The organism is Mobilibacterium timonense, from assembly GCF_900155555.1.
GTDB lineage: Bacteria > Bacillota > Clostridia > Peptostreptococcales > Anaerovoracaceae > Allobaileyella > Allobaileyella timonense.
Genome location: NZ_FUHN01000008.1, coordinates 168,423 through 185,588, shown reverse-complemented (window position 1 = coordinate 185,588; position 17,166 = coordinate 168,423). Strand labels below are relative to the sequence as shown.

Here is a 17,166-nt window from a genome sequence, read left to right as displayed (position 1 = left end):
AAACTTCTTCTGAGAAAGGCTTGCCGAAAGGGCCAGATGAATATAAAGAATAATATAAATACGAAAACAGAAACAGATACGAATAACACGAACGGTAACAGCAGCACAGTTGAGATGACAACGGCAGAGAGAGGAGCACTGGTCATAAAGATCGTACTTGTGGCGGTCCTCCTTCTCTTCTTGTTTTTTGTATACCGTGGGAACTCCGCAAAGGATGTTCCGGTAAAGGACATAGAGACCGCTCTCGTGAAGCAGACGAACATAGAGAAGATCATGGAGCCCTGCGGTGACAGGGATCTGCTTCAGTTCATGGGACTGGACTACCGCGATTACGACTCTTATGTGTATTACAAGACCAGCGAGGCGCTGGGCGTGGACGAGCTCCTCATCGTGAAGGTGAAAAACAGGAGCGATCTCACGGGCGTCGAGGATGCTGTGGACAAAAGAATAAGCAGCCAGATCACAAAGTTCGACAGCTACGGGCCGTCTCAGGTTAGGGAGCTGAACAACGCCATCATCGAGAAAAAGGGAAAGTACCTTTTCTACTGCACGGCGAAGTCCCCGGAGAAGTATGAGGAGGTGTTCAGAGATGCTATTTAGCAGCACCATCTTCATATTCTATTTCCTGCCGATAACACTGGTGATCTACTATGCGATACCGGAGAGGTACCTCAGGGCGAGAAACGGGGTACTGCTGGCCGCATCCCTGATCTTCTACAGCTGGGGAGAGCCAGTATACGTCTTCCTCATGATATACAGCGCATTCCTCAACTATTTTTCCGCACTTCAGGTGAGGAGAGAGCAGCACGATGGAGGCACGGGTAAGAAGAACCTTCTTTTCGCCGTGGTGATGAACCTGTTCATCCTGGGCTTTTTCAAGTACTACGGATTCCTGATGGACACCATCAACGACATCACCGGAGCGAACATCAAATACACCGCACTGGCGCTGCCGATCGGCATCTCCTTCTACACTTTTCAGGCCATGTCCTACGTCATCGACGTGTACAGAGGCACCGTGGGGCCTCAGAAGAACTTCTTCAGGTTCGCCCTGTATCTGTCGCTGTTCCCTCAGCTCATAGCGGGACCGATCGTGAGATACAGAGACGTGGCGGAGGAGCTTGAGGACAGGACCCACTCCCTGGAGGACTTCGGGGCCGGATCCATGAGGTTCGTCTTCGGACTGGGCAAGAAGATAATCCTGGCAAACAACCTGGGGGCTCTGTACTCCAGCATCACCGCACTGCCAGACGGGCAGGTATCGGTGCTCACATACTGGATAGGCATATTGGCATACACCTTCCAGATCTACTTCGATTTCAGCGGATACTCCGACATGGCCATAGGACTCGGGCGGATGATGGGGTTCCACTTCATGGAGAACTTCAATTATCCGTACATTTCGAAATCGATCACTGAATTCTGGCGCAGGTGGCACATGTCCCTCAGCAGCTGGTTCAGAGAATACGTGTACATCCCGCTGGGAGGCAACAGGGTGACGGTGCCGAGGCACATCCTGAATCTGCTGATAGTCTGGTCTCTCACCGGGCTGTGGCACGGTGCGAACTGGAACTTCATCATGTGGGGCACCTACTTCGGAGTGCTCCTCATACTGGAGAAATACGTATACGGAAAGAAGATCGAAAAGCTCCCTGCCTGGGGACAGCACCTTTACACCATGGTGATCGTGATCATCAGCTGGGTGTTCTTCAGCATCACCGACATCGGCCAGGCCCTGGAATACCTGAAGACCATGTTTTTCATGGGCGGCCATCCGGTGGCGAACATCAAGACCCTGTACTTCCTGAGGACCTCTCTGGTGCTCCTCGGGGCCTCGGCCCTGTGCAGCACGCCTGTCGTCCTGGAAAAGTTCAAAAAGCTTGCCGACAGGTATCCTCGCTGGTCCATCGCGGTGATGGCGGGGGTGTTCGTGCTGTCCGTGGCGTATCTGGTGTTCGGATCCTACAATCCGTTCCTGTATTTCAGATTCTGACAGAAGGTTTAAATGGATAATAAAGGCTATTACAAAAAAGCGGGGATCTGCTTCATAGTCATGGTGGCGGCCATCGTTCTGCTGAGCCTTTTCTCGAAGGACAGGTCGTTCTCTGATACGGAAAACCGGGCACTCCAGCAGTTTCCGGGGTTTTCCATCTCACAGTACATGGAGGGGCGCTTCGAGAAGCGCATGGAGAGCTACGCCGACGACCAGTTCCCGGGAAGAGATCTTTTTGTAAAAATCAAATCCGCCGCGGACGTGACTGCCGGCGGCCTGGAGGCCAACGGGGTCTACAAGGGGCGTGACGGTTACCTCATCGAGGACGTGACGAAGCCGGACAGGAAGAGCCTGTCCAGGACCGAGAAGGCCCTGGCGGACTTTAAGGCCCGCCACTCAAACGTGGACATGTACTTTCTCCTGGCTCCGACGGCGGGGAACATAATGTCGGACAAGCTTCCGAGGTCTGTCAGGGTGGCAGACCAGGACGCCTATATGGACCAGTTCTTCAAGTCGGTACAGGCCGGTGGTATCAATACCATCGACGTGAGGTCGGAGCTGAGAAAGGCGGCAGATAAGGGCACTCAGGTATACTACCGCACGGATCACCACTGGACGACCACGGGCGCATACCTGGCCTATCAGAAGGCGGCGCCGACAATGGGCCTCACGCCGAGAAAGTACCGCAAGGCCGTAGTCTCCAAGGACTTCCGGGGCACCCTGGCATCCAAGAGCGGCTTTTCCAATGGAAAAAACGATGCCATCTCCCTGTACCTCCCGGACTACGACGGCTATAAGCAGTCCGTCATCTTCTACGATGACACCCAGACCAGGACCACCAAGTTCTACCGTTTCGGTAACCTTAAGAAAAAGGATCAGTACACGGTATTCGGCGGCAGCAACCACCCGAAGTACACCATCAAGACGCCGGTGGAGTCCAAGGAGCGCCTGCTGATCGTGAAGGATTCCTACGCCAACTGCTTCATACCGTTCCTGACCCAGGACTACTTCGAGATAGTGGTGGTGGACCCGAGATACTATTTTGAGAACATCGATGATCTCATGGATTCGGAGGGGATCACCAAGGTGCTGTTCCTGTACAACAGCGACACGTTCTTCGGCGACGATTCTCTGGCTCTCGCACTGGAGCAGGTGGAATAGGCAGACTGACGGAGAGCGTCGCAGATAACGCGCTCAATGTTGCTTTTCGAAAATATAAAAAAGCCGGATAAGGAATCAGACCAGAATGTCTGTGCCTTGTCCGGCTTTTTTGTGTGTGGGTCGTCGTGGGCTCCTACGCGAGCTCCTACGCGAGCTCTATGGTGTAGTGGTCTGTATCCGGCATGGACAGCTGAAGTCCGCTCCCGGAGAGCATTCCGTCCATGACGCTCTTACGCAGCTGATAGTAGGTGCTGACGTCGCCGCCCTGTGAGGACCAGGCTCCGGCGTGCAGGTCCTGGGTCTGCTCCCAGGACAGGGACTGGTCTGTGCTCTCCGTGACCATGTTCACCTGGTCGCACGGCATGCCGTTCACAAAAAAGTCCTCAAAAGCCTTGTAGGCTTCCGCCGGCGCCGTTCCTTCCGGCAGCGCGTGCTGCGCTCCAAAAGCGTAGGCTTTTTCGGTAAGGCTGTCTATGGCGTCCGGATCCTTTGATGTGAGGGCGGTCACCAGCGCAGCATACCTGCGCTCCGCGTCTCCGATCCTGGACTGGAGCCAGCCGTGGATGTTCCCCTCGTCGATAACGGTCTCCAGCTGAGGCAGCTCGCTGACGTATTCGCTGATGTCGTCAAGCCTGCCGTTCTCGAGGGCGGACTCGGCGAAGAGGCGCGTCAGCTCCTCCTGGTTGCCGATCTTGCCGTAAAGCCAGTAGTGTACGGGGCCCAAAAACATGCTCATGTTTTCTTACCCCCTTATCTCTGCGATCTTCGTGTTGACGGAATCCACCAGCGTGGAAGGATCCAGTCCGTGAACGGCGCAGGCATCTGCAAGGCTCTCGGCCTGGGAAGCCGGGCAGCCGAGGCAGTGCATGCCGCTGCTCAGCAGCACGTCGATGGCTTCCGGATATGATTCAACGATCTCGCCTACCAGAGTGGCGTCCGTTACGTAGTTATTCATTGAGCGTTCCTCCTTTTGCTTTCAGAACTTCATGATTATCTGTATCTTTTTGGTTTCATTTTGCTTTCTGGTCGTATTGTAGAGGAAAGGCGAGGTCATGTATGTTGGAATTACAACGCATGGATATTTCTGGAAAAAAGTTCTTCGCATGTCGGGCGCTTTCGGGTGTCGCATTGCTTATTGCTTCGCGCATTTGGGCACTAAGCGCCTCCCTTAACTGTGCGCCTGGGCGCTAGGCGCCTCCCTTAACTGTGCGCAGAGTACTAAGCGCATTCCTTTGCATCGCACTCGAATCACTTCGGTCTTCCGGTCGGCGCTGCCAGGCCAACGAGTTCAACAGAGACATCCATGGCAACCGGTTCGGCTTACCTGTGCATAGCAGTTCTACGAAATCGGCGGATGCAGTAGATGTGGCGGGAATTTGCAGATTCTGTTCGTTGGCTTCGTGGTGGGTCTCATGAAGTGATCGAAAAATGGCTGTGGATTTTTATGCAAAATCTTGATTCCATATAATATGCCCTTTTTCGGCGTTTCCCCTGGAATTTTTTTAAGTGATCGGAGGTGCTGACTAGGTAATGAATAGAAAAAGTATATATATTCTGTCTTCAGGTGCTCCCCGGTCTTACGATATCAGAGCATTTAGTCTCATTACCATATTCGTGAGACCTAAAAATCTGATCTATGTGACCGTCTGGCGATTTCCAGCTGCCAGGTCGAGGATCGCATTGTGCTGACCTTCTTTTTCAGGTCTTCGATCGGTAGATTTTCCAGGGGAAACGCCGAAAATCCGCGTTTCCCCTGAAAAATCCTCATCCCACAAAAGCGGTGTGCACAATTTCTTCCGAAATTGTGCATGTTTCTATGCAATAATCTGCATAAACATGCAACAAACACAACTCGCCAGGACTCCCATCCTTTTGGTCACACAAAATAGTCTCATTTTCATATATCTTAATTGTCATGTGACTGACAAATGAGACCCGAGGCCTCGCGTGCTCGCAACTGCCGCCAATGAGGTTGCGGACTTTACAGGTATTCTGATGGCCTCAGGGGGCACCTGGAATCCCCACTGTTCGAGTGCTGTGAGACCTCCGCAAAGTGTGTCAGTGAGGAGTGTTATGAGACCCGACTAGAAAACAACAGCTAAAAAAGGACCAGCGCATCTTCACAAATGCGTCGGTCCTTTTTCATCAAATCTTACTCTTCGGCATCTGCCGATGGCGTTCTGATGGCGCCTGCCCGAATTACTCCTCAGGTGAGAAGGAATCCTTACCTACGCTGCAGAGTGGACATACCCAATCCTCTGGCAGATCCTCGAATGCTGTTCCAGGTGCAACTCCGTTGTCAGGATCGCCTACAGCAGGATCATAAACATATCCGCATACGTCACATACATACTTCATTTCGTTTTCTCCTTTCACACGGGCCTCTGGCCCCTGCCTGGTGAAGGAACCGGTGTTCGCGTCCGAATGGCCCCCGATCGGTATTCGATCAGCCCCTGATCCGCGTTTGATCGGCTTCCTGCCGGCATTTTTCAGATATCTGTCTGAAGTCGACAGGACGACCGCTCGGTCCCTGTGTTATCTTTTGCTTATCTGTCCTTAGGATAGCATACTATACCGACTCAGTAAACAACATTTTGGTGAATTTATTTTCACCGTAGATCCGCCGCGCAGAGGTGGCACTAGATGGCGCACCATGCTACGAACTCGGCGTCCTCAGGCAGACCCAGGTCTCTGTCAGGGGCCTCGAAGTGCCACTTTGTATCCGTTGGCCTGTGAGCTGCCAGAACGGCCTCGAAGTTGAACATGGCGATGCCCTGTCCCAGCTTGGTGTCGTGCTCAGAAGTCATCTCGTCAGGAATGGCGATAAGGCTGATGATGTCGTCGTCCAGGATCACTCTGTATGGCTGGCGGTTGAAGAAGGACTGGGAAACTCCAAGGGCCAGCAGCGGCTCTTTCAGATCTCTGTAGATGAGGTCCACGTCGACAGGCTTGCCCCACTTCTTGTCGTACAGCAGATCGCTGAGCTCGATCTTAGGAGCGGCGTAAGGGCCTGTCCTCTTGTGCATCTTCACGTTCGATGGGCTCTTGATGTCGAGCCTTGCCAGCTTCTCTTCCTTTGCCTTGTATCCGAAGGCAATGAGAACGCCGAGCTCCTTCTCCATTTCAGGAACGAGGTTGTCTCTGATAGCCTTTCCGTCGTTGATGGTCATCCAGCATGAGTCGATGCCCATCTGGGTCAGCTTGAGCGTGAGAGCCTCTCCCACGAACCCCGCGTTCTCCAGCCAGTGGTCACCTGTCTCGGAGAAGAGGAGCAGGTAGTTAGGAGCGCCGATGAGAAAACCGTTGTATCCGGCCGCACGTCCGATCTTGTCAGCGGCGGTGGCATTGTAAACAAGCATCTCCAGCTTCAGCTCCGGAATGAGTCTCCTGCATCTGTGAAAGTACTCCTGGAGCTGTTTCAGCTCGTCGGTGCCCACGGCCTTATCCGTGAAGTCCCGGCAGGACTGATGCTTCTTGATCTCTTCAAAGTATTCGATATATTCCATATCATACCCTCCTTGTATTGGACTTGCCTTTCAGAATCATTGTACTAGGGTTTCAGGTGCTGTCAAAGATTAATTTTCGAAAAATCTATCTCGGATCCCTGTCCGGCCCGTCGTCGGAAGCCCTCTGGAGAGGAACGGGACGCGCGCCGGTGATGCGCTCCAGAAATTCCCTGCGCTTCTGGCGGATGACCTCGCTGAAGGCGGCAAGCATCATGCCGGCGATTATCACCAGGCTCCCGGCGATGAAGTTCGGGGTGATGCTCTCGTGGAAAATTATTATTCCGAGAATGCTTGCGGTCAGCGGCATCACTGCGTAGAAAAGTGAGCTGGTGTTAGCGTCGTTGATCTCGAGGGCCTTCGTCCACCAGAGGTTCGCCCCGGCGGTGCTGATGATAGCCACGAAAAGTATCGCGGCGATGTGCACGGGGCGGATCTGCCCGCCAAACCCGTTCTTCGCCATGTCGTAAAAGGCCAGGGGCGCCGAGCATATACATGCGATCACCTGGGTGTAGATGGTGAGCCAGATGCCGTCGTAATTAGAGCAGGTCTTCCTTATCATGACCGATGTGAGAGACCAGGCCACCATTCCGCCGAAGCATATGGCGATGCCGATGAGGCTGTTGCCTGACCCGGACCCGCCGATGACGATCGCGGCACCGATGACGGTGACGATGATAGAAGCGCTTTTTTCCCGGGTGCTCACCTCGTGAAGGATCGGGATGGCCAGGATCATCACTACCACAGGCCCAAGGGTGTTTATGATCGAAGCGAGCGATGAGCTTATGAGCTTGATGCTGATCATCTGCAGGGCTATGGAAAAGAAGTATCCGAAGATGCCGATGAATGCGATGGCGCCGTAGTCATCTTTTTGCACGGGCTTGCGTGGCTGATGCCTGTATACCAGGAAAAGTGCTATGGATCCTATCAGATACCTGAGAAAAAGAATGTCCCAGGGGGTGATGACCTGATACGCGATTTTCGTGGCAACGAACATGCTGCCCCAGCCGATATTGGCCATGGCCGCGTAAAAGTATCCCCGTCTTGCTGTCATTTCATGCCTCCCGCGGTGCTGTCAGCAGTCTTTTCAGGACTTTCCGGACTTTCCGATCACAAGACTGCACGTTACGGAATGATTCTACACCATGGTATTGGTTTTATCCATAAGAGAAAAACAAATTTTTCACACACCGGGAAGCGGGGCGACAAACGAAAAAAACCGCATCCCCGCGCTGTCACGCAGCGGGAACACGGCTTTTTCCACGCGAATGCCCGGAGCCTACTCCACCTCCACGATGGCCTCGATCTCGATCGGTGAATCGAGGGGCAGCTGGTTTACGGCGACGGCGGTCCTGGCATGCCTTCCGGCCTCTCCGAACACGTCGAACAGGAGCTGACTGGCGCCGTTGGTCACGATGTGCTGCTGGTCGAATCCGGTCTTGCTGGCAACGAAGGACTGGAGCTTCACTATGCTCTTGACTTTGTCCAGGTCGCCCAGCTCGGCCTTAAGAGCCGACAGCAGGTTGATCATGCAGTACTTTGCGCACTCCTGAGCCTGCTCCAGGGTGACGTCTTCGCCGACCTTGCCGGTGTGGAGCAGCTGGCCGTCCTTCGTCGGCAGCTGTCCTGAAACGAATATCAGGTTCCCGGCTCTCTTTACCGGTACGTACATGGCCTTTGGCGGCGAGGACAGGGGCAGGGTGATGCCCATTTCCTTGATCTTGTTCTCCACTTTCATATCAAGCACCTCCTTGGAAATTTCCACATTATGATGGCAATGAATTTGTGATATCTGACAATCATCGCCAGACGATTATACCACATTACACAGAAGTGCGGTTATTTGTTGACGGTTTTCCCGGTGAGAATATACAATTAGCGGGACAACATCCTCAGCAGGAGGAAGACGAGAAGGAGCCCGGAGATGAAAGATTTTGTATTTGAAAATTCCACCAGAGTTTATTTCGGCAGGGACTGCGTCCGCAGGTACCTCCCGGAGATCCTGAAGGGCTACGGCCCGAACGTGATGCTGGGCTACGGCACCGGATCCATCAAGAAAAACGGCATCTACGACACCGTGATCTCCGTCCTCAGGGATTCGGGTAAGAACGTGATCGAGTTCAGCGGAATAATGTCGAATCCCACATACGAGAAGATGATGGAGGGGAGGGATCTCGCCCGTGAGTTCTGCCCTGACCTGATCCTCGCCGTTGGGGGCGGCAGCGTGATGGACTGCTGCAAGGCTATCGCCATGACCGCGAACTACGATGGCGACCCGTGGGAGGAGTACTGGGCAAAAAAAGGCAAGATATCCCACGAGCTGATACCCCTCGGCATCATAGTCACGGCGGCGGCCACGGGGAGCGAGGTCAACGGCGGTTCGGTCCTCACCAACACAGAGACCGGGATCAAGACGGACATCGACTATCCGGAAGCCAACGCCAGGTTCTCACTTCTGGATCCGGTCTACACCATGAGCGTGTCCGCGAGACAGCTCCGTGCCGGAAGCTTCGACATACTGAGCCACATAATGGAGACGTACTTTTCCGGGCCTGACGACGGGAACGTCTCCGACGACATCTCCGAGGCCCTCATGAGGAACACCATCGCCAGCATGAGGAAGGCCATCGAGGATCCTGAGGACTATCAGGCCAGGAGCAATCTGATGTGGGACTCCTCAATGGCGGAGAACAGGATCATCAAGCTGGGCAAGGACAAGGATTTCCAGGCTCACAACATGGAGCACCAGCTCAGTGCCTTCACTGACTGCAACCACGGAGAAGGCCTGGCGGTCCTCCATCCGGTGTACTACAGGCACATATACAAGGATGGCCTGGAAAAGTTCGTCCGCTTCGCCCGGAACGTCTGGGGCATAGATCAGGGAGACATGACGGACGAGGAGATGGCCCTCGCCGGGATAGACGCCCTGGAAAAGTTCATAAGGGACTGCGGGCTCCCCGGGACGCTCACGGATCTCGGGATCACCGACAGGGACATCCTGAGGAAGGCTGCCGACTCGTCCGGCATCTCTCAGGGAGCCTACAGACAGCTCACGAAGGACGAGATCTATCAGATATTTCTCGAGTGCCTGTAGGCCGCCTGTAAGGGAGGAAACATGATCTTATTCTTCGTCGAAGCAATTACAATACAGTACTGGGTGTACATGCTTGCGGCCCTGCTGCCGGCGATCGTGCTGCTCAGGTACATATACAAAAAAGATACTGTGGAAAAAGAGCCTGCTGGATTGCTATTTAAACTGCTGATGTGCGGGGTCCTTGCGGCTCTCCTGGCCATCATCCTGGAGACCATAGGTGAGAGCATCCTTGGCTCCTTCAGCCTGAGCAGGCGCAGCCCGATGTACACAATACTGCTGGCTTTTCTGGTGGTGGGCTGTGCGGAAGAATTTGCGAAGTACTTTCTGCTCTACAAGGCCACCTGGAACCACCCGGCCTTCAACTACATGTTCGACGCCATAGTCTACGCCGTATTCGTGTCACTCGGATTCGCCGCCTTCGAAAACGTCATGTACGTCTTCACCTACGGACTGGGAGTCGCTCTGTCCAGGGCATTTCTCTCGATACCGGGGCACATGGCCTTCGCGGTGGTGTTCGGCTATTACTACGGCAGGGCCAAGAGGGCCGAGGTCCACGGGAATTACGGCATGGTGAAGCCGGAAATACTCAAGGGCTATGTGCTCTCGGTGCTGGCCCACGGCTTCTACGACACCTGTGCCATGATGGGCACGCCGGGAGCGTCGGCACTCTTCTTCGTTTTCGTGGTCTTCATGTACTGGAGGATATACCACCTGATCAAGAAGGAATCCGCGGAAGATGCACCGTTGTAATGCCACCCTTTCAGGGCATATAATCGAGCTGTATATCAGGGAGGACAGATCCGGTGGCAGGCAGAGCAGACAGAACAGATAAAACAGACAGAGAAGAAGAAACGACAAAGACCAGGAAGGACAGGATCCTGGAACTCACAGGGGCAGTAATAGATCTGGCCCTGTTTGTTTTTGTGTTCCTTCCCTGGACCCGGGAGTCCGGCAGCGCTGAAAGCATAATACAGTACGGGCTCCACGTGGTGAACGGGGAAGGTGGATATTCGGTCCTGTCGGGAGTCATGTCCATAGCGCCTCTGGCGGGCGGCGCAGCAGGCCTGTACAAGGGGGTCGAACTGCTGAGGGGCAAAGGCCTCACTCCCCGCCTCATACGCGTCACCCACTTCATGTGCGGCTGTGCGGTACTGTACATGGCGTACTTTTTCGCCTTTTACATATCCTGCACCTTCATAGGCTACGCCTGGCCGTTCCTGACGATACTGGACTTTCTCCTCAACAAATACGCCTTGGAATACAAAGACCTGGCCGTGAAGAACAGAGAGCTGGACAGGAAGCACCATGAGTACGAGGAGGAAAAGAAGAGGCGGCTGGCCTTTGCTGGCCGCTATTCTTCCGGTATATACAGGATCCATCGGAAGGTCGCCAGGGCCTACAGAAAGGAGTACATCCTGCTCACATTCTGCGGTGCCCTGTCATCCGCGTTCCTGTGCACAGCCCTCGGCCTGCGTGAGATGTTCATGTCGGTGCACAGCACCGAAGAGATACTGATCGGGGGCGGCCTTGAGGAGATACTCAAGGACACCGTGGTCACGGCGATAATACTTAATGTTCTGCTCATGGCCTTTGCATATGGTGTCTACGGGGCGAAGAGGCGCAGGACGGTCGGGACCCTCAGGGCTCTCGGAGCCAGGTCACGGCTGCTGGCCGCAGACGAGGTGATGGAGTACGCGATCAGCTCTCTGATAAGTGTAGCCATCGGCTGCGCGGCAGGGACAGTGGCGGCTCTCGCCATCGGTGCATGGGCAAAAGATGCCGCAGGTGTAGCCGCGGGAAGTTTTTCCCCGGTGATATATCTCGAGACGCTGGGGTTCTATGCGGTACTTACGTTTTTTTCGCTGATGGTGAACTATCAGGTGGCGGTGTGGCAGACTTCCAGCGAGAGGGCTGCGGTGAAAAAGGAAAGGAGCCCATGGAAGTGGGAGGCCATAGTTTCTGCGGCGGCCGGAGCCGTGCTGGCGGCCGCAGAGGCGTCCATGTTCCACAGAGAACTGTCATCTGAGGACTTGAAATATCAGTTTCTGTTCATTGCCGGCATCGGGCTGGTGATCTACGGAGCGTCGGCGATGATCGCCATCAGGACGAGGAAAAGGGGCACGCTGAACAAGGTCAGCCGCTCTTCTCTGATGTATCACTTCATGACCACCGTTCTCACGGTGATGCTCCTCACGGGGATACAGTTCGCCATCCTGGGACCATTTGCCGCTGAGTTCGGCGGAGAGAAGACCGCCGAGGATCCGTCGGACCTTTTTCCATATGACTACGTCATGATGGGTCGTTCCAGCGACGCCGGAGACCAGGAGGACGTGGCGGCTCTGAGGGACCTGGGAGCAGCGGTGAAGGAGTTCCCGATGATCAGGGTGACAACTGCCCACGGCGCTCCCTATTCCTGGGCCGATGTGCTGAGCAACGCATACATGGATGTGATGTGGCCTCAGGGCCAGCAGGTGATGATCCCCGAATCGGAGTATTACAAGCTCAAGGAAATGGCCTCTGGAGACAGAAGGCAGCACAGGGGATACACCACCAATACCTTCAACGAGCGCCTCGACCTGAAGGGCGATGAGATCCACGTGGTCTTCCAGCAGGACTCTTCCAGGTCCTCACATCCGCTTGAATGGTTCATGGAGTACGGAGATCCGAACTTCCGCATCGGCCAGCCGCTGAATGACTACAACTGGCACGCGAGAGACCGGTATTTTCCTCCCCATAAGATAAAGAGCAGGGAATATGCGATCCTGACCGGCGAGTTCGGAAGAGGCAGGCAGGAGAACATCATCGTTGTGTCCGACAGGTATTTCAGCAAACTGAGACAGGGCCGAACAGAGGGCCCGGATGTCATGTACCTGGTGAACACCGGGAAGGTCAAAGGATCCGGAGCGGTGGATAAGATCGTCAGCAGCTTCGGACGGCGCCACCGCGGTGATTCGCGGTGGGACAGCGAGATCAGGCCTGTATATGCCAGAGCTGCGATGATCAGGGACTTGACCACGGAGAGGATCATGAAGGATGAGGTGACAGTGATGACGCTGGTCATCCTCTGCATATCGTCGGTCCTCATAACTTTTCTCCGCTTCGTGACCCAGGAGCAGGAGATGAGAAAGAAATATTGCCTCCTGTCCGATCTGGGCATGACGAAAGAGCAGGAGAGCAGATCCATCAGGCAGGAATTGCGCCCGTACTTCCTGCCACCCGCCGTTGCGGCGCTGGGATCAGCCCTTCTTTTCCAGGGCATGATCTTCAGTCAGAGGCAGTTCACGACGGACCAGATGAGGGTGTTTTCCAGGGGGACAATGGAGGTCTGGCTCGTTTTCGCGGCGGTGCAGCTCATACTGTGGGCCGTGTTGAGAAAGAGACTGAAAAAATGTGTCAGGGAAAGGTGAGTGGAGCATGATCCCGCAGACGGAAAAAACAACAGAAAACGACCTGCTCCTCAGGGCAGCTGATCTGAAGAAGGACTATTTCATCAGGAGCCTGGAGGACGATTCAAAGAAGACGGTCCACGTCCTCAAGGGCATCGACATGCAGGTAAAAAAAGGTGAGTACCTCAGCATCATGGGGCGCTCCGGGAGCGGCAAGTCCACGCTCCTCAGGATCCTTGGGATGATCTCCAGACCCACGTCAGGAGAGCTGGAATTCCTGGGCAATGACACCAGAGACCTCTGGACCGACGAGATGGCGGACATCAGGAGGCGCCGGGTGGGCTTCATATACCAGGATTTCAACCTCATGGACAGCCTGACGGCCATGGACAACATCATCCTGCCCGGGATACTGGACAAGAGAAATGAGGATGAGCTCAAGGAAAGAGCTCTGGAACTCAGCCGCAGGGCAGACCTCAAGGAGGAGCTTCTGGAAAAGGCTCCTTACGAGATGTCGGGAGGCGAGCGGCAGAGAGTCGCCATCTGCAGGGCGCTCATAAACAGCCCTGAGGTCCTGATGGCGGACGAGCCAACGGGAAACCTGGATGAACGATCCGAAAGGATGGTCGCAGAGCTCCTGGAGGACATCAACCAGTCCATGGGCACGTCGGTGATAATGGTGACTCACAACCCGCGCCTGGCGGCCAGAAGCCACAGGCTCCTCATGATAAGAGAAGGCCAGATCCAAAGCGAGATAGAGAGGGCGGGAGACGAAGAAGGCTTTTACAGAGAGATACTGGATCTAATGTAGACCAAAAAAGTCACATATTCTTGATGAAGTGAAGATCCTCAGCTGATAGAATATAGCCATGGACAGAGAAGATGCGAATGTAAAAAGTGAAAACACGGCAAGACGGGAGAACAAACCGGAGAACAAACCTGAGATCGGGACGGAAGCCGGAGGAGGATCCGGTGAGAAGCGGGAGGTGCTGGCGGCGGAGGCCCTCAGGATAGGGAAGAACCGTCTGGTGACGAACATGCGGTTCATGGATCCCGCGGTTTTCGCGCTGAAGGACGTATCGACGGCGGAGGACGGCCGGGACGCGGGCCGCGCGCCTATGACGGACGGCACATCCTTTTTTTACAGCCCGAAGGACATCCTCATGCGCGCCGGTGATTCCATCACCAGGCTCACCCACGACTACATGCACGTCCTCATGCACTGCATAATGAAGCACTACTTCATCTCCGGGGAGGTCAACGCCGCCCTGTGGAACCTGGCCGTGGACGTGGCGGTGGAGGAGCTGGTGATGTCGCTCGGGATGGACTGCTTCCGCTGTTCCATGGACGGAGTCCGGGCGGGGGCGCTCTCGAAGCTGAGGCAGAGATACGGAAAGCTCACGGCGCCGGCTCTCTACAGGAAGCTCCTGGAGGGAGAGATGACCGGGGGCGAGCTGAGGGACCTGGGGGATGTTTTCCGGGTGGACGACCACCGGCTGTGGTACCAGATGGAGAACTCGAGTCCGTTTGAGCTCGAGGAGGATACCGACGAGGACAGAGAGGCCCGGGAGATAAAGGGCCGGGAGCTCGTTTCACAGGCGGACTGGGAGAAGATCAGCGAGATGGTCAGGACCGGCATGGAGATGGACGACCGGGAACAGGAGGCGGGAGAGGAAAAATTTTCCGCGAGCCTGAGGGACAGATACCGGAAGCCCGTGGACTTCACCACCTTCCTCAGGAAGTTTGCAGCCAGGAGAGAGACGGTGAAGGTGGACGACAGCTCCTTCGACTACATCTACTATTCCTACGGGATGGATCTGTACGGGGACATGCCGCTGATCGAGCCGCTGGAATACAGCGACGAAAAGCAGATCAGAGACATGGTGATCGCCATCGACACCTCGGGATCCACCGAGGGGAGCCTGGTGAGGTCCTTCGTGGAGAAGACCTTCGAGATCCTCCAGAACCGCACTGTCATACAAAAGAAGTTCAACATCCACCTGATCCAGTGCGATGCGAAGATCCAGGACGTGAGGGTCCTGCGGGACAGGGCAGACGTTGAGGAATACCTGGACAACATGGAGATCCGTGGCCTGGGAGGCACGGACTTCCGCCCGGTGTTCCGGTACGTGGACCAGATGGTGAAGGAGGGACGGCTTAGGGACCTGAGGGGCCTGCTGTATTTTACAGACGGGAAGGGGATCTTCCCGAAGAAGAAGCCGGCTTATGATACGGCATTTATTTTTACAGACGGGAAGTCTGAGGACGTACAGGTCCCGCCGTGGGCCATGAAGGTGGAATTCAGCGACGAGCGGGACTAGCTCGGCAAGGAGCGGGACCAATACGGTCACGAGGCGGGAAAAAAGGACCGGGAAAAGAAGAGCAGAGAATAGCATAGAAGCGCGAGGGGTGACGCAGTATGAACATAGAGCAGGGAAAAAACCAGGTGAAATACACGGTGATCTCCTATCTCAGCAAGGACGAATTCGGGGATTACATTATTCCGGTGGAGAGGCAGAGGCCGCTGTTCCTCGTCGGCCCGCCGGGGATCGGCAAGACGGACATCATGTCTCAGGTCGCCGAGGAGATGGGGATAGGACTGGTGTCCTATTCCATGACCCACCACACGAGGCAGAGCGCCCTGGGCCTTCCTTTCATCCATGAGAAGGAATACGGCGGGACAAAATACAGGACGACCGAGTACACCATGAGCGAGATAATCGCCAGCGTGTACGACCTCATGGAAGCCACCGGCAAGAAGGAGGGGATCCTTTTCCTGGACGAGATCAACTGCATATCCGAGACACTTGCGCCTTCGATGCTGCAGTTTCTGCAGAACAAGGTCTTCGGCCGTCACCGCGTGCCCGACGGCTGGGTGGTGGTGACCGCCGGAAACCCGCCTGAGTACAACGACTCGGTCCGGGAGATGGACATCGTGACCATGGACAGGCTGAAGCGCATCGACGTGGAGCCGGACCTGGCGGTGTGGATGAAGTACGCCCAGAACGAGGGAGTGCACAGCTCGGTGATAAGCTATCTCCAGATCAAGAAGGACGATTTCTACTCGGTGGAGACCACGGTGGATGGCAAGGAATTCGTCACGGCCAGGGGCTGGGTGGATCTCTCCGAGGCCATAAAGCTCTACGAGAAAAACGACCTGCCCGTGGACATCGATCTCATCCGCCAGTACCTTCAGAACGAGCGGATCGCCAGGGACTTCGCCGCTTATTACGACCTGTTCTTCAAGTTCAGGCAGGAATACGACGTCAACGACATCCTGAACGGCGGCGGCAGCCCGGCGGTGCTGGAAAAGGCCGGCAAGGCGCCTTTCGACGAGCGCATCACCGTGCTCAGGATGCTCAGCGACAGCCTGATATCCGACTTCCGTAGCATCAGCGATGCCGAGGAGATCATTCGGTCGCTGGTGGCTTTGATAAAGGAAGACCGGGAAAAGCTCGCCTCCGGCGGGTGCGCCCAGGGCGTTACGATCCTTGACAGCCGCCGCGAGGAGCTGAAGGAGGAGCTCCGCAGGGAGCGCATGGCCCACAGCATCTCCCGCGGGGAAAAGAGAGTGAAGATGGGCGTCATCTCCGGCCTGTCGGAGATGGGGACCCGCCTCAGCGCCGATGCGGCGACTGGCGATGACGATCCCGTGGCCGTGATCAGGGGCGTCATGGCGGAGAAGAACCGGGAAAAAGAAGAGAAGGTAAAGTCCGCGGGTGCGCGGCTCGAGAACGCCTTTTCCTTCATCGAGAAGACATATGGCGATGACAACGAGATGCTGGTCTTCGTCACCACCCTCACTGAAAACAAGCACAGCTCCCGCTTCATCGGCAAGCACGGGAGCCCCGGGTACTTCCGGCACAACAAGGAGGTGCTTTTCTACGACAGGGAAAAGGATCTCCAGGACGAGATCCGGGACCTCAAGGAGTAACGGCCGATATGCGACTGCTGATACGCGGCGCCCGGTCTTCGGCAGCCGGCGCACGGCGGACGACAAACGAAAAACAACGAACGAAAATTGGACTA

Annotated in this window: 15 protein-coding genes; 9 read left to right on the top strand and 6 right to left on the bottom strand. The window is 55.4% G+C overall.

The features are described from left to right. Positions 1 to 36: 36 nt before the first annotated feature. Genes BQ7382_RS06870 through BQ7382_RS06860 form a run of 3 tightly spaced genes read left to right on the top strand, consistent with a single transcriptional unit; the run spans position 37 to position 3,154 of the window. Positions 37 to 600: a DUF4358 domain-containing protein gene (locus BQ7382_RS06870; RefSeq protein WP_077391384.1), complete on the top strand. Its 564-nt coding sequence runs from the start codon at positions 37 to 39 to the stop codon at positions 598 to 600. Next, positions 590 to 1,993 carry an MBOAT family O-acyltransferase gene (locus tag BQ7382_RS06865; RefSeq protein ID WP_077391383.1) on the top strand — a complete coding sequence of 468 codons (1,404 nt, stop codon included), beginning with the start codon at positions 590 to 592 and terminating at the stop codon, positions 1,991 to 1,993. Before BQ7382_RS06870 ends, BQ7382_RS06865 begins: the two co-directional genes overlap by 11 nt. 12 nt (positions 1,994 to 2,005) lie before the next feature. Then, positions 2,006 to 3,154, top strand: coding sequence for a DHHW family protein (locus tag BQ7382_RS06860; RefSeq protein WP_235847975.1), 1,149 nt, complete (start codon positions 2,006 to 2,008; stop codon positions 3,152 to 3,154). A 145-nt stretch (positions 3,155 to 3,299) separates the two neighbouring features. On the opposite strand, the gene BQ7382_RS06855 is transcribed toward BQ7382_RS06860, so the two are convergent. The 6 genes from BQ7382_RS06855 to BQ7382_RS06830 form a co-directional block, all read right to left on the bottom strand. Beyond that, the gene (locus BQ7382_RS06855; protein ID WP_077391382.1) at positions 3,300 to 3,890 is read right to left on the bottom strand and encodes a hypothetical protein; all 591 of its coding nucleotides are present in this window, start codon (positions 3,888 to 3,890) and stop codon (positions 3,300 to 3,302) included. A 6-nt stretch (positions 3,891 to 3,896) separates the two neighbouring features. Next, positions 3,897 to 4,109 (bottom strand): DUF1858 domain-containing protein, encoded by a 213-nt coding sequence (locus tag BQ7382_RS06850; RefSeq protein WP_077391381.1) that lies wholly within the window; start codon positions 4,107 to 4,109, stop codon positions 3,897 to 3,899. 1,244 nt (positions 4,110 to 5,353) lie between these two features. Next, positions 5,354 to 5,512, bottom strand: coding sequence for a rubredoxin (gene rd / locus BQ7382_RS06845; RefSeq protein WP_077391380.1), 159 nt, complete (start codon positions 5,510 to 5,512; stop codon positions 5,354 to 5,356). A 281-nt stretch (positions 5,513 to 5,793) separates the two neighbouring features. Continuing rightward, complete coding sequence (locus BQ7382_RS06840) at positions 5,794 to 6,660, bottom strand: nitroreductase family protein (protein ID WP_077391379.1); 867 nt, start codon at positions 6,658 to 6,660, stop codon at positions 5,794 to 5,796. 85 nt (positions 6,661 to 6,745) lie between these two features. Continuing rightward, positions 6,746 to 7,711: a DMT family transporter gene (locus BQ7382_RS06835; RefSeq protein ID WP_077391378.1), complete on the bottom strand. Its 966-nt coding sequence runs from the start codon at positions 7,709 to 7,711 to the stop codon at positions 6,746 to 6,748. A gap of 225 nt (positions 7,712 to 7,936) precedes the next feature. Beyond that, on the bottom strand, positions 7,937 to 8,395 hold the full coding sequence (locus BQ7382_RS06830) for a RidA family protein (RefSeq protein WP_077391377.1): 459 nt from the start codon (positions 8,393 to 8,395) through the stop codon (positions 7,937 to 7,939). A gap of 186 nt (positions 8,396 to 8,581) precedes the next feature. Between BQ7382_RS06830 and BQ7382_RS06825 the strand changes: the two genes are divergently transcribed. The 6 genes from BQ7382_RS06825 to BQ7382_RS06800 all read left to right on the top strand — a co-directional run bounded on the left by BQ7382_RS06825 (position 8,582) and on the right by BQ7382_RS06800 (position 17,071). Next, entirely contained in the window at positions 8,582 to 9,751 is a 1,170-nt protein-coding gene (locus BQ7382_RS06825) for an iron-containing alcohol dehydrogenase (protein WP_077391376.1), read from the top strand. 21 nt (positions 9,752 to 9,772) lie between these two features. After that, positions 9,773 to 10,501, top strand: a complete 729-nt coding sequence (locus BQ7382_RS06820) for a PrsW family intramembrane metalloprotease (RefSeq protein WP_077391375.1) — start codon at positions 9,773 to 9,775, stop codon at positions 10,499 to 10,501. 53 nt (positions 10,502 to 10,554) lie between these two features. After that, positions 10,555 to 13,158, top strand: coding sequence for an ABC transporter permease (locus tag BQ7382_RS06815; protein ID WP_077391374.1), 2,604 nt, complete (start codon positions 10,555 to 10,557; stop codon positions 13,156 to 13,158). A 7-nt stretch (positions 13,159 to 13,165) separates the two neighbouring features. Further along, on the top strand, positions 13,166 to 13,948 hold the full coding sequence (locus tag BQ7382_RS06810; protein WP_077391373.1) for an ABC transporter ATP-binding protein: 783 nt from the start codon (positions 13,166 to 13,168) through the stop codon (positions 13,946 to 13,948). Positions 13,949 to 14,006: 58 nt separating this feature from the next. After that, the gene (locus BQ7382_RS06805; RefSeq protein WP_077391372.1) at positions 14,007 to 15,458 is read left to right on the top strand and encodes a vWA domain-containing protein; all 1,452 of its coding nucleotides are present in this window, start codon (positions 14,007 to 14,009) and stop codon (positions 15,456 to 15,458) included. A gap of 98 nt (positions 15,459 to 15,556) precedes the next feature. Continuing rightward, positions 15,557 to 17,071 carry an AAA family ATPase gene (locus BQ7382_RS06800; RefSeq protein WP_077391371.1) on the top strand — a complete coding sequence of 505 codons (1,515 nt, stop codon included), beginning with the start codon at positions 15,557 to 15,559 and terminating at the stop codon, positions 17,069 to 17,071. Positions 17,072 to 17,166 lie beyond the last annotated feature (95 nt).